The sequence below is a fragment of the Klebsiella sp. P1954 genome, from assembly GCF_018199955.1.
In the GTDB taxonomy this organism is placed as follows: Bacteria; Pseudomonadota; Gammaproteobacteria; order Enterobacterales; family Enterobacteriaceae; genus Klebsiella; species Klebsiella pneumoniae.
On the sequence record NZ_CP073373.1, the window covers coordinates 4,558,155 to 4,570,710 of the forward strand.

A 12,556-nucleotide genomic window follows, 5' to 3' on the forward strand; every position below is an offset into this window, starting at 1 on the left:
CATGACAATAACTCCACAACAACTGATCGCACTGCTACCGCTGCTGATCGTCGGCTTGACGGTGGTGGTTGTGATGCTCTCCATTGCGTGGCGACGCAATCATTTTCTCAATGCCACGCTGTCGGTTCTTGGACTTAACGCCGCGCTGGTCTCGCTCTGGTTCGTCGGCCAGAACGGGGCGATGGACGTCACGCCGCTGATCCGCGTTGACGGCTACGCCATGCTTTACACCGGTCTGGTGCTGCTGGCGAGCCTCGCGACCTGTACTTTCGCCTACCCGTGGCTTGAGGGTTACAAGGACAACAAAGAAGAGTTCTACCTGCTGGTGCTGATCGCCGCCCTGGGCGGCATTCTGCTGGCCGGCGCGAATCATCTGGCGGCGCTGTTCCTCGGTATTGAGCTGATTTCGCTGCCGCTGTTCGGCCTGGTTGGTTACGCCTTCCGCCAGAAGCGTTCGCTGGAAGCGAGCATCAAATACACCATCCTCTCCGCGGCAGCTTCGTCCTTCCTGCTGTTCGGTATGGCGCTGGTGTATGCGAACTCCGGCAACCTGTCCTTCCTCGCGCTGGGCAAAAGCCTGGCGGACAACATGCTGCACGAGCCGCTGCTGCTGGCGGGCCTCGGTCTGATGATCGTCGGTCTTGGCTTTAAACTGTCGCTGGTGCCGTTCCACCTGTGGACGCCGGACGTTTACCAGGGGGCGCCTGCGCCGGTCTCCACCTTCCTGGCGACCGCCAGCAAGATCGCTATCTTCGGCGTAGTGATGCGTCTGTTCCTGTACATGCCGGTGGGCAACAGCGAAGCGGTACGCGTGGTGCTGGGCCTGATCGCCTTCGCCTCTATCATCTTCGGTAACCTGATGGCGCTGAGCCAGACCAACATTAAGCGCCTGCTCGGTTACTCTTCCATCTCCCATCTCGGCTATCTGCTGGTGGCGTTAATCGCCCTGCAGAGCGGCGAAATGTCGATGGAAGCCGTTGGCGTCTACCTGGCCGGTTATCTGTTCAGCAGCCTCGGCGCGTTCGGCGTGGTCAGCCTGATGTCCAGCCCGTACCGCGGTCCGGATGCTGACTCGCTGTTCTCCTACCGCGGCCTGTTCTGGCACCGTCCGATCCTGTCGGCTGTGATGACGGTGATGATGCTCTCCCTGGCCGGCATCCCGATGACCCTCGGCTTTATCGGTAAGTTCTACGTGCTGGCCGTCGGTGTGCATGCGCATCTGTGGTGGCTGGTTGCCGCGGTGGTTGTCGGCTCGGCGATCGGTCTCTACTACTACCTGCGCGTGGCAGTGAGCCTGTACCTGAGCGCGCCGGAGCAACTGAATCGCGATGCGCCGTCAAACTGGCAGTACAGCGCCGGCGGTATCGTGGTGCTGATCTCCGCGCTGCTGGTGCTGGTGCTCGGTATCTGGCCGCAGCCGCTGATTAGCATCGTGCAGCTGGCGACGCCGCTGATGTAAGTTGATTGACTCAATAAAAAACCGCCGGGATGGCGGTTTTTTTATGCCCGGATTTTACTCCATCTTGTAGACCATAAAGTCTTCTGCCAGCAGCGTGTTAGGGAAAATCTCCCGGCATTCCGCCAGCATACGCAGACAGCCTTCGGCATCGTAGCGCGAGCTAAAGTGGGTGGCGATCAGCGTACCGACCCCCGCTTCTTTGGCAAGCGCCGCGGTCTGCTGACTGGAAGAGTGGCCGCGGCTATTGGCTTTCTCCGCCATCGCCTGCTCAAGGGTGGTTTCGTGGACCATCACATCCGCCCCGCGAGCCATCTCCAGCGCCTGCGGGCAGGGGGCGGTATCGCCGAAGATGGCCAGCGTTTTACCCGGGGTCGCTGGCCCCAGATAGCGGCTGCCGTCGATGACCCGGCCATCTGCCAGCGTGACGCGCTGTCCGCGCTTGAGTTGATGGAACAGCGGCCCGGGAGGCACGCCATCGGCAATCAGCTGGGCGGCGTCGAGGGTGCCGGGCTTGTCATGCTGCGCAATGCGATACCCATAGCACTCCACCGGATGGCTGAGCGGATACGCGGTGACCCGATAGCCCTCTTCGTCGAACACCAGACCAGGGCCGACTTCGATGATGGTGAGCGGATAGTCGGTCCACGAACCGCTCAGGCGCAGCGCGGTCTCAACAAACTCTTTGAGTCCTTTTGGCCCGTAGAGGGTGAGGGGCAGGGAGTTTCCCTGCATCGAGCGGCTGCACAGCAGGCCGGGCAGGCCGAACAGGTGGTCGCCGTGCAGATGGGTAATAAAAATCTTATTCAGTTTGCCGGGATGGTAGGGCGTGTGAAGAAACTGATGCTGGGTCCCTTCGCCGCAGTCAAACAACCACATTTCGGCGCGGGTCGGCTGTTGCAAATTCAGTATTATCGACGTCATATTACGCGTGCGGGTCGGCACCCCGGCGGATGTCCCCAAAAAAGTTAATTCCATCGTCCAGTGTCCTCAGGGCGAGTCGCAAAGTATCAGTATATCAATAAGGAGCAGCAGATGATGACCTGGCAGGATCTCCACCATAGTGAACTCACCGTTCCCCAGCTGTATGCGCTGCTGAAATTGCGCAGTGAAGTCTTTGTCGTAGAGCAGCAGTGCGTCTATCAGGATGTCGACGGCGATGATTTGGTTGGTGAAAATCGCCATCTGCTCGGCTGGCGCGATGGCGAACTGGTGGCCTACGCGCGGATCCTCAAAAGCGAAGAGGAGTTTGCGCCGGTGGTGATTGGCCGGGTCATCGTCAGCCCCGCCGCCCGTGGTGCGAAGCTCGGCTATCAGCTGATGGAGCAGGCGCTGGCCAGCTGTCAGCAGCACTGGCCGCAAAAGGTGATTTACCTCGGGGCGCAGGCGCACCTGCAATCCTTTTACGCCCACTTTGGTTTTACGCCGGTGACCGAGGTCTATGATGAGGATGGCATCCCCCACATTGGCATGGCGCGAGAAAAGCGCGCTGTCTGACTCCTCTGCACCCTCGTCCACACGCAGCTCTGGCCCGGCGAGCGGGTAAGATAAAACCCGCTCCCTCATCATGGGTACTGCTATTCCGCCGTCGAACCCCTTATAATGTGGGGTTTTACTACCGTGGAGGTTTGCGTGCTGTCTGTTTCCACTGCGCTGGCCCGTTTGCAAGACGGCCTGGGCGAGTCATTTCCAGACTCGCCCGGCACGCGAATTATCGATGTTGCCTTTCCGCTGAATGATGCCTTCGATCCGCTACTATGGTGCGGCCAGCAGGCGCAATGGCCGCAGTTTTACTGGCAGCAGCGCAATGGCGATGAGAAACTGGCGACGCTGGGGGCGGTAAAAACCTTTACCTCGCTCGACGCGGCGAACCGCTTTTTACGCCAGTCCGGCCGGCAGGATCTGCGTATCTGCGGCCTGAATGCGTTTGAACCGCAGCAGGGCAGCCTGGCGCTGCCGCGTCTGGAGTGGCGCCGGTGCGGCGGCAGGGCCGTGCTGCGGCTGGTGCTGCATAGTGATATCTCCCTGCGTGAGGATGCCGCGACGGCCCGCGCGTTTCTCGCCAGCCTGACAACCACTCAGGCGACTCCCGGCGCCATACCGCCGTTGCTGAGCGAGCGCCACTCATCCGACTATCCTCAATGGCAGGCAATGATTGCGCAGGCGACTAAGGCGATCAGCGCCGGTGAAATGGATAAAGTAGTACTGGCGCGGGCAACCGACCTGCAGTTTGCCTCCCCGCTGGACGCCGTGAGCATCATGGCGGCTAGCCGGCGCAGCAATCTTAACTGTTTTCATTTCCTGATGGCGTTCAATGCCCGGCAGGCATTTTTCGGCTCCACGCCGGAACGGCTGTGGCGCCGGCGCGGCGCGCTGCTGCGCACCGAAGCGCTGGCGGGGACCGTCGCGAACCATCAGGAAGACGCGAAGGCGCAGCAACTGGCCGACTGGTTGATGAAAGACGACAAAAACCAGCGGGAAAACATGCTGGTGGTAGAGGATATCTGCCAGCGCCTGCAGGGTGAGGCCTCGACGCTGGACGTCCTGCCGCCGCAGGTGGTGAGGCTGCGTAAGGTGCAGCATCTCCGACGCTGCATCTGGACCGAGCTGGCGGCGCCTGACGACAGCCGCTGTCTGCTGCAGCTGCAGCCCACCGCCGCGGTGGCCGGCCTGCCGCGCCGGGCGGCGCTGGCGTTTATTCAGCGTCATGAACCGTTTTCCCGCGAATGGTACGCCGGGTCCGCCGGGTATCTGTCACTGGCGCAAAGCGAGTTTTGCGTGGCGCTGCGTTCGGCGAAAGTGAACCACGACACCCTGCGGCTGTATGCCGGGGCGGGGATCGTCAGCGGCTCTGATGCACAGCAGGAGTGGCAGGAGATAGACAACAAAGCGGCCGGGCTGCGCTCGCTGCTGTGTCCATAAAGCTTGAATGACGATGCATATCAAAACGACGTCACTTTGCCTTATCTATACTTAGCATCAATATTTGATACCGGACAATTTCATGTCAGTAAGCGCATTTAACCGACGCTGGGCGGCGGTGATCCTGGAAGCTTTAACGCGCCATGGCGTGCAGCATATCTGCATCGCGCCGGGCTCGCGCTCGACACCCTTAACCCTGGCGGCGGCGGAAAACCGCGCCTTTATCCATCATACCCATTTCGACGAACGCGGCCTCGGCCACCTGGCGCTCGGCCTGGCGAAGGCCAGCCGGCAGCCGGTGGCGGTGATAGTCACCTCCGGGACCGCCACCGCGAACCTCTATCCGGCGCTGATTGAGGCAGGGCTCACCGGTGAAAAGCTGATCCTGTTGACCGCCGACCGTCCGCCGGAGCTGATCGACTGCGGCGCGAACCAGGCTATCCGCCAGCCGGGGATGTTTGCCTCCCATCCTGCGCAGACGATTTCTTTGCCGCGTCCCTCGCAGGATATTCCTGCCCGCTGGCTGGTCTCAACCATCGACCAGGCGCTGGGGGCGCTGCACGCCGGCGGGGTGCATATTAACTGTCCGTTCGCTGAACCGCTGTATGGTGATATGGATGAGACCGGCGTGGAGTGGCAGCAGCAGCTCGGCAACTGGTGGCAGAGCGACAAACCCTGGCTGCGCCAGGCGCTGCAGTTAGAGAGCGAGAAGCAGCGCGACTGGTTCTTCTGGCGACAAAAACGCGGCGTCGTCGTGGCGGGCAGAATGAGCGCCGCGGAAGGGAAAAAGGTCGCTGAGTGGGCGCAGACCCTCGGCTGGCCGCTGATCGGCGATGTCCTGTCGCAGACCGGGCAGCCGCTGCCGTGCGCCGACCTGTGGCTGGGCAACGGCAAAGCGGTCAGCGAGCTGGCGCAGGCGCAGATCGTCGTGCAACTCGGCAGCAGCCTGACCGGCAAACGCGTGCTCCAGTGGCAGGCGACCTGCGAGCCGGATGAATACTGGCTGGTGGATAATCTGCCCGGTCGCCTCGACCCGGCGCAGCACCGCGGTCGCCGTCTGCTCTCAAGCGTTGAGCGCTGGCTCGAATTACATCCGGCGGAGAAACGCCAGCCGTGGGCGACGGTGATCCCACAGCTTGCCGGGCAGGCGTGGCAGGCTGCGGTCGCCAGCAATGAGCCTTTTGGCGAAGCGCAGCTGGCGCAGCGTATTCGGCGCTATCTGCCGGAGCAGGGCCAATTGTTTGTTGGCAACAGCCTGGTGGTGCGCCTGATCGACGCCCTGGCGCAGCTACCGGCCGGGTATCCGGTCTACAGCAACCGCGGCGCCAGCGGCATCGATGGCCTGATCGCCACTGCGGCCGGCGTGCAGCGCGCCAGCGCCCGACCGACGCTGGCCATCGTTGGCGATCTCTCCGCGCTCTACGATCTCAACTCGCTGGCCCTGCTGCGCCAGGCGTCGGCGCCGCTGGTGCTGATCGTGGTGAATAACAACGGCGGGCAGATTTTTTCTATGCTGCCGACGCCGCAGGACGAACGCCGTCAGTTCTATTTAATGCCGCAGGACGTGGATTTCAGCCACGCGGCGGCGATGTTCGGCCTGGCCTATCATCGCCCTGATGACTGGCCGTCGCTGGATGAGGCGCTGGCCGGCGCCTGGCGCAGGGCGGGGGCGACGGTGATTGAGCTGGCGGTCAATGAGACCGACGGCGCGCAGACCCTCCAGCAGCTGCTGGCGCAGGTAAGTCGCCTGTGATCCTCAGCGCTGCTGTCGACAACGGCCAGCCGGGCTATCCCTGGCTGGTGTTTCTGCACGGTTTTTCCGGCGACCGCAACGAGTGGCGGAAAGTGGGCGACGCCTTTCCCGCCTGGCCGCGGCTGTACCTCGATCTGCCGGGGCACGGCGGCTCCGCGGATATCGCGGTGCAGGACTTTGCCGGGGTCAATACTCTGCTGCAGTCTACGCTTAATAGTTACAACATACATAAGTATTGGCTGATCGGCTACTCGCTGGGCGGCCGGGTGGCAATGAACTTCGCCAGCCAGCCGCGCGCAGGCATGCGCGGGCTGATCGTTGAAGGCGGCCATCCGGGCCTGCAGGATGTAGAGGCGCGGCAGGCGCGGCGCAGCAATGACAGCGCCTGGGCGGAACGTTTTCGCCGCGAGCCGCTTGAGCAGGTCTTTGCCGACTGGTATCAGCAGCCGGTCTTCGCTTCGCTGAATGCCGCGCAGCGTGAGTCATTGGTCGCCTTACGCAGCCGGAACAACGGCGCGACGCTGGCGGCGATGCTGCAGGCAACCTCCCTTGCCGCGCAGGCCGATCTGCGCGCGTCTCTGCAGGCGCGCGATTTTCCTTTTCACTACCTGTGCGGCGAGCGCGACGCGAAGTTTCGCGCCATCGCGCAGACGCTCGCGGCGGATCTCCATCTTATTCACTATGCCGGACACAACGCGCACCGGGACAACCCGGCGGCGGTGATTGCCTGTCTGGCGCAGATTCTGGCAAGTTAACTGAAGGACATTCTATGATCTCTCTTGATGAAGCAATGCTCTACGCCCCCGTTGAATGGCACGATTGCTCCGAAGGCTATACCGATATTCGCTATCACAAATCGACTGACGGGATTGCCAAAATCACCATTAATCGTCCGCAGGTGCGCAACGCCTTCCGCCCGCTGACCGTCAAAGAGATGATCCAGGCGCTGGCGGATGCCCGGTATGACGACAATATCGGCGTCATCGTGCTGACCGGTGAAGGTGAGAAAGCCTTCTGCGCCGGCGGCGACCAGAAAGTCCGCGGCGACTACGGCGGCTATCAGGACGACTCCGGCGTTCATCATCTTAACGTGCTCGACTTCCAGCGTCAGATCCGCACCTGTCCAAAACCGGTGGTCGCGATGGTGGCCGGCTACTCTATCGGCGGCGGTCACGTGCTGCATATGATGTGCGATCTGACTATCGCGGCGGAAAACGCCATCTTCGGCCAGACCGGGCCAAAAGTCGGCTCTTTCGACGGCGGCTGGGGCGCCTCCTATATGGCGCGGATCGTCGGGCAGAAAAAAGCGCGCGAAATCTGGTTCCTGTGCCGCCAGTATGACGCTCAGCAGGCGCTGGACATGGGGCTGGTGAATACCGTGGTACCGCTGGCGGATCTGGAAAAAGAGACCGTGCGCTGGTGTCGTGAAATGCTGCAGAACAGCCCGATGGCCTTGCGCTGCCTGAAAGCGGCGCTGAACGCCGACTGCGACGGCCAGGCTGGTCTGCAGGAGCTGGCGGGCAATGCCACCATGCTGTTCTATATGACGGAAGAGGGGCAGGAAGGACGCAACGCCTTCAACCAGAAACGTCAGCCGGACTTCAGCAAATTTAAACGGAATCCATAATGCGCGTTTCGCAGGTTTACCGCTGGCAGATACCGATGGACGCGGGCGTGGTGCTGCGCGAGCGGCGGTTAAAAACCCGCGACGGGCTGTTCATCCGCCTGCAGGAGGGGGAACGCGAAGGCTGGGGCGAAATTTCTCCCCTGCCGGGATTCAGTGTCGAGACGCTGGAAGAGGCGAAAATGGCGCTGTTAGCGTGGGCACAGGCCTGGCGCGACGGCGCCGAGCCGCCGCTTCCCACGCAGCCCTCCGTCGCGTTTGGCATCAGCTGCGCGCAGGCGGAGCTTAGCGGCGGACTACCGCAGGCCGCGGATTATCGCGCGGCGCCGCTCTGCTCCGGCGATCCGGATGAGCTATTCGCCAGACTGGCGGCGATGCCCGGCGAGAAGGTCGCTAAGGTCAAAGTTGGCCTCTGGGAGGCGGTCCGCGACGGTATGGTGGTCAATCTGCTGCTGGAGGCGATCCCCGACCTGCAGCTGCGGCTCGATGCCAACCGCGCCTGGACGCCGCTCAAAGCGCAACAGTTCGCCAAATACGTTAATCCGGCGTACCGCCAGCGCATTGCTTTTCTTGAAGAACCTTGCAAAACGCGGGAGGATTCTCGGGCCTTTAGCCGCGAGACAGGGATCGCTATCGCCTGGGATGAAAGCCTGCGCGAGGCGGATTTCCGCTTTGTCGCCGAGCCGGGCGTACGTGCGGTGGTGATCAAACCGACGCTAACCGGCAGTTTGCAGAAGGTGCAGCAACAGGTCGCCGCGGCGCATGCGCTGGGGTTGAGCGTAGTGATCAGCTCGTCGATCGAGTCCAGTCTCGGCTTGACCCAGCTGGCGCGGATTGCCGCCTGGCTGACGCCGCAGACTATTCCTGGGCTGGATACGCTGTCGCTGATGGGCGCCCAGCTGGTACGGCCGTGGCCCGAAAGTGCGCTGCCGGTGCTCAACATTGATGCGCTGGAGCCGCTGCTGTGACCTTTAACGACTGGCCCTGGCGGCACTGGCGTCAGCGGCGCGGAGAGGCCCTCGCCTTACGTCTGAATAACCAGCCGCTGACCTGGCGGGAGCTATGCGCGCGGGTTGACGCGCTGGCGTCTGGTTTTGCCGCGCAGGGCGTAATGGAAGGGCAGGGCGTGGCGCTCCGGGCCTATAACCAGCCGGAAACTCTGCTGGCATGGCTGGCGCTGCTGCAGTGCGGGGCGCGGGTGCTGCCGCTGAATCCGCAGCTGCCAGCGGTGTTGCTGCAGGCGTTGTTACCCGCGTTAACCATGCAGCATCAGCTGGTGCTGAATGGCGATGTGTTGCCGGGGAATTTACCGATGTTAACCCTGCAGTTGGTCGAGGGCGAGCATGCTGTTTGCTGGCATGGCGATCGGTTGGTGTCGATGACGTTGACCTCCGGTTCAATCGGCCTGCCGAAAGCGGCGGTACATAGCGCCAGCGCCCATCTGGCCAGCGCGGCTGGCGTGCTGGCGCTGATGCCGTTTGCCGCAGGAGATGACTGGCTGCTGTCGCTGCCGTTGTTCCATGTCTCCGGTCAGGGGATCGTCTGGCGCTGGCTGCTGGCCGGCGCGCGACTCACGGTACGTGACAAACAGCCGCTGGCGCAGATGCTGCACGGCTGTACCCATGCTTCGCTGGTGCCGACTCAGCTATGGCGCCTGCTGAATGATGATGCTGCGGTTTCCCTCAAGGCGGTGCTGCTCGGCGGCGCGTCGATCCCGGTCGAATTGACTGAACGGGCGCGAAAGCAGGGCATACGCAGCTTCTGCGGCTATGGCCTCACCGAATTCGCCTCCACCGTGTGTGCCAAAGAGGCCGACGGCGCTGCGGATGTTGGCGAAGCGCTGCCGGGGCGAGAGGTGAAAATAGTCGCCGGCGAGATCTGGCTGCGGGCGTCGAGTATGGCCGCAGGCTACTGGCGGGATGGTCAATTGTTGTCATTAACCAACAATGAAGGCTGGTTTGCGACGCGCGATCGCGGAGCATTGCATAACGGTCGGCTGACGGTTGTTGGGCGAATGGATAACCTCTTTTTTAGCGGTGGAGAAGGTATTCAACCGGAAGAGGTCGAGCGTGTGATACTCGCCCATCCACAGGTACAGCAGGTGTTTATCGTGCCGCTGGATGATGCGGAATATGGCCAGCGCCCGGTAGCGGTGGTGGAATGCGATGACGGCTGCGAGTTGAGCGCGCTGGCGGCATGGAGCGCTGAGCGGTTAGCGCGTTTTCAGCAGCCGGTGCGTTGGCTGCGGTTGCCGGAAACGTTAAAAAACGGCGGGATTAAGATTTCGCGCCGGGCGCTGTGCGAGTGGGTCAGGCAGCAGACGCATGCGACCGTATCGTAGCCACCGGCATTATCCCGCGGCATAACGCCGGGTGGGTTGAACGCGGTATGCTGGACTAAAGTAGCCCTTTCAGGCTGAGAGTAACGCGGGTGGCGGCATTAAGATCGTAGTTTTTGAGATCTTCGGCTTTGACCCAGGCGTAATTGTCAAACTCCTCGTTGATCGTCACATCGCGATTGGCGCTCACGCAGTCGAAGATGAGATAGATCATGTAGATCGTTTCCTGATGCCCGTCGGGGGAGGTTTTGACGCGGGTATCGTCGCGAAAGCACCATGGCGCGATATGGGTAAGGATGAGTTTTTCGCCGAGCTCTTCGCGTATTTCCCGCCGCAGCGCCTCTTCAATACGTTCCCCTGGCTCCACGCCGCCGCCGGATAAGGCCCATTGCCCGGGAAAAACCCCGCGGTCGGCGGCCATTTTGCAAAGCAGATAATGGCCTTCATTCTCGATCAGCGGGCAAACAATCGTCCTGTGGCGCATGGGTTTTCTCCTGCAGAGGGATGGGGCGGTATGCTGGTGAAATAGTTTGCGAACCGCCTCGGTAAACTGCAAGCGAAATACAGTTCAGGTCTTGTTGAGTGCTACGTTAAGCGAAAATGATTGTATGGAGCACCGCCATGGAAAGGGCGACGAATTCCCCCCACGATGCTGTATTTAAACACCTGCTGTCGCATCGGGCGACGGCCAGGGATTTTCTGGACATTCACCTTCCCGCACCGCTGCGCGCGTTATGTAACCTGAACACGCTGCGGCTGGAGTCCGGGAGCTTTATCGACGACGAACTGCGGGCGAGTCATTCCGATATCCTTTACTCGCTGCAAACGCAGGCGGGGGAGGGCTATATCTATCTGTTGATAGAGCACCAAAGCTCGGCGGACCGCCATATGGCATTTCGCCTGATGCGCTATGCGATAGCCGCGATGCAGCGTCATCTGGATAAAGGGCATACGCAGCTGCCGCTGGTGATCCCGCTGCTGTTTTATCATGGTCGCGTTTCTCCCTGGCCTTACCCGATGTGCTGGCTGGCAGGCTTTGCCGATCCGGACATCGCGCGGCGGATCTATGGTGAAGATTTTCCCTTAATTGATATCACTAGCACCCCGGACGATGAAATCATGCGCCACCGGCGCGTGGCGATGCTGGAGCTGCTGCAGAAGCATATTCGCCAGCGGGATTTGATGGACCTGCATGAGCAGCTGGTCAGGCTCCTGGCGCTGGGATACACTAGCCGCAGGCAGCTTAAGACGCTGTTGCACTATTTATTACAGGCAGGAAACGCCGCCGATCCGGTTGCTTTTTTGCGCCATCTTGCGCAAAACGTTCCCCGGCGGCCGCATAAGGAGACGCTAATGAATATTGCCCAGTTTCTGGAACAACGCGGCCATCAGCAAGGATTAAAGCAAGGTCTTGAACAAGGTCTACAGCAAGGTATCGAGCAAGGTGAGCAGCAGACCGCGGAGCGTATCGCCCGGGCGATGCTTGCTAACGGACTCGACCTGTCGCTGGTGGCGAAACTGACCGGCCTCGCCCCGGAATGTCTGGCCCGGCTGCAGCATTAATTATTCCCTTATCCACCCGCGCCGCGCCGATCGTGCGGCGCCAGCTCTCTGTTTTCGTCAATGTGTCAGCGTTAATCATAATAAACATGAATATTACTGGCGTTGAATAGGCTGTTCGTGGTTCTGGCAACGCTCGATGCCGTAAAAATACGCAACTGGTTACACTCTTGTGAAAATTCATTTCGCCAGGTCATTGATTCCTGATGGGTGCGCAGTAGAATTTTCAGGTTTTTCGGGACTTCTTTGATTTTAATTTTCTGGATAGAGTAAATAATGAAAAAAAGCATTTTTATGGCGCTGGCGGGCGTGATGATGGTTTCTTCGGCGGCCCATGCGATTAGCGTTACCGGTGAAGCCGGCGAGCATTACACCAACCTTGGCGTCGGCTTCGGCACCGAATCCACCGGCCTGGCCGTTTCGGGTAACTGGCTGCACAGCGATAACGACGGCGACGCCGCGGGTTTAGGCCTGGGACTCAATATTCCGCTGGGGCCGTTCCTCGCGACCGTGGGTGGTAAAGGTATTTACACCAATCCGAAACAGGGCGATGAAGGTTATGCGGCCGCGGTCGGCGGCGGCCTGCAGTGGAAAATCGGCGACAGCTTCCGCCTGTACGGCGATTATTACTACTCTCCGGATTCGCTCTCCAGCGGCATTGATAGCTACCAGGAAGCCAACGTCGGCGCCAGCTGGACCATTATGCGTCCGCTTAGCATCCAGGCCGGCTACCGTTACCTGAACCTGGCGGGCAAAGATGGCAACCGCGATAACACCATCGCCGACGGCCCATACATCGGCGCCAGCGCCAGCTTCTAATCTCTTCCGGCGCGGCATCTTCTTGCTGCGCCAGATTTTCCTCCTCGTCAGCATCCCGCTTTGCGTTATAGTATTTCTCACCTG

General features: G+C 61.1%; 12 protein-coding genes. 10 read left to right on the top strand and 2 right to left on the bottom strand.

All coding sequences use genetic code 11. The features are described 5' to 3' along the window. The first annotated feature begins 1 nt into the window (after position 1). Positions 2-1,459, top strand: a complete 1,458-nt coding sequence (gene nuoN, locus KB890_RS22055; RefSeq protein WP_004151107.1) for an NADH-quinone oxidoreductase subunit NuoN — start codon at positions 2-4, stop codon at positions 1,457-1,459. Positions 1,460-1,513: 54 nt separating this feature from the next. Here nuoN and rnz read toward each other — a convergent pair whose 3' ends face one another. Continuing rightward, the gene (gene rnz / locus KB890_RS22060; protein ID WP_004180731.1) at positions 1,514-2,434 is read right to left on the bottom strand and encodes a ribonuclease Z; all 921 of its coding nucleotides are present in this window, start codon (positions 2,432-2,434) and stop codon (positions 1,514-1,516) included. 57 nt (positions 2,435-2,491) lie between these two features. Between rnz and KB890_RS22065 the strand changes: the two genes are divergently transcribed. The 7 genes from KB890_RS22065 to menE all read left to right on the top strand — a co-directional run bounded on the left by KB890_RS22065 (position 2,492) and on the right by menE (position 10,096). Continuing rightward, positions 2,492-2,953 (top strand): GNAT family N-acetyltransferase, encoded by a 462-nt coding sequence (locus tag KB890_RS22065; protein WP_020324241.1) that lies wholly within the window; start codon positions 2,492-2,494, stop codon positions 2,951-2,953. A 135-nt stretch (positions 2,954-3,088) separates the two neighbouring features. Continuing rightward, positions 3,089-4,378 (top strand): isochorismate synthase MenF, encoded by a 1,290-nt coding sequence (gene menF / locus KB890_RS22070; RefSeq protein WP_020324239.1) that lies wholly within the window; start codon positions 3,089-3,091, stop codon positions 4,376-4,378. Positions 4,379-4,460: 82 nt separating this feature from the next. Beyond that, on the top strand, positions 4,461-6,131 hold the full coding sequence (gene menD / locus KB890_RS22075) for a 2-succinyl-5-enolpyruvyl-6-hydroxy-3-cyclohexene-1-carboxylic-acid synthase (RefSeq protein WP_004214600.1): 1,671 nt from the start codon (positions 4,461-4,463) through the stop codon (positions 6,129-6,131). Beyond that, positions 6,128-6,886 (top strand): 2-succinyl-6-hydroxy-2,4-cyclohexadiene-1-carboxylate synthase, encoded by a 759-nt coding sequence (gene menH / locus KB890_RS22080; protein ID WP_020324234.1) that lies wholly within the window; start codon positions 6,128-6,130, stop codon positions 6,884-6,886. Before menD ends, menH begins: the two co-directional genes overlap by 4 nt. Before the next feature lie 14 nt (positions 6,887-6,900). Next, positions 6,901-7,758 carry a 1,4-dihydroxy-2-naphthoyl-CoA synthase gene (gene menB, locus KB890_RS22085; RefSeq protein WP_002913098.1) on the top strand — a complete coding sequence of 286 codons (858 nt, stop codon included), beginning with the start codon at positions 6,901-6,903 and terminating at the stop codon, positions 7,756-7,758. Then, entirely contained in the window at positions 7,758-8,723 is a 966-nt protein-coding gene (menC, locus tag KB890_RS22090) for an o-succinylbenzoate synthase (RefSeq protein WP_004180723.1), read from the top strand. The genes menB and menC overlap by 1 nt, the downstream gene beginning before the upstream one ends. Then, on the top strand, positions 8,720-10,096 hold the full coding sequence (gene menE / locus KB890_RS22095; protein WP_004180721.1) for an o-succinylbenzoate--CoA ligase: 1,377 nt from the start codon (positions 8,720-8,722) through the stop codon (positions 10,094-10,096). Before menC ends, menE begins: the two co-directional genes overlap by 4 nt. A 55-nt stretch (positions 10,097-10,151) precedes the next feature. On the opposite strand, the gene nudI is transcribed toward menE, so the two are convergent. After that, positions 10,152-10,577, bottom strand: a complete 426-nt coding sequence (nudI, locus tag KB890_RS22100; protein WP_004180719.1) for a nucleoside triphosphatase NudI — start codon at positions 10,575-10,577, stop codon at positions 10,152-10,154. Positions 10,578-10,714: 137 nt separating this feature from the next. Between nudI and KB890_RS22105 the strand changes: the two genes are divergently transcribed. Further along, positions 10,715-11,656, top strand: a complete 942-nt coding sequence (locus tag KB890_RS22105) for an Rpn family recombination-promoting nuclease/putative transposase (protein WP_004180717.1) — start codon at positions 10,715-10,717, stop codon at positions 11,654-11,656. Between the two features lie 273 nt (positions 11,657-11,929). Beyond that, on the top strand, positions 11,930-12,472 hold the full coding sequence (locus KB890_RS22110; protein WP_002913070.1) for a YfaZ family outer membrane protein: 543 nt from the start codon (positions 11,930-11,932) through the stop codon (positions 12,470-12,472). Positions 12,473-12,556: the final 84 nt, after the last annotated feature.

Excerpts from the sequence above, each read along its gene's own strand:
- nuoN (WP_004151107.1), top strand. The coding sequence starts at position 2 with ATGACAATAACTCCACAACAACTGATCGCACTGCTACCGCTGCTGATC.
- rnz (WP_004180731.1), bottom strand. The coding sequence starts at position 2,434 with ATGGAATTAACTTTTTTGGGGACATCCGCCGGGGTGCCGACCCGCACG.
- KB890_RS22065 (WP_020324241.1), top strand. The coding sequence starts at position 2,492 with ATGATGACCTGGCAGGATCTCCACCATAGTGAACTCACCGTTCCCCAG.
- menD (WP_004214600.1), top strand. The coding sequence starts at position 4,461 with ATGTCAGTAAGCGCATTTAACCGACGCTGGGCGGCGGTGATCCTGGAA.
- menB (WP_002913098.1), top strand. The coding sequence starts at position 6,901 with ATGATCTCTCTTGATGAAGCAATGCTCTACGCCCCCGTTGAATGGCAC.
- menC (WP_004180723.1), top strand. The coding sequence starts at position 7,758 with ATGCGCGTTTCGCAGGTTTACCGCTGGCAGATACCGATGGACGCGGGC.
- nudI (WP_004180719.1), bottom strand. The coding sequence starts at position 10,577 with ATGCGCCACAGGACGATTGTTTGCCCGCTGATCGAGAATGAAGGCCAT.
- KB890_RS22105 (WP_004180717.1), top strand. The coding sequence starts at position 10,715 with ATGGAAAGGGCGACGAATTCCCCCCACGATGCTGTATTTAAACACCTG.
- KB890_RS22110 (WP_002913070.1), top strand. The coding sequence starts at position 11,930 with ATGAAAAAAAGCATTTTTATGGCGCTGGCGGGCGTGATGATGGTTTCT.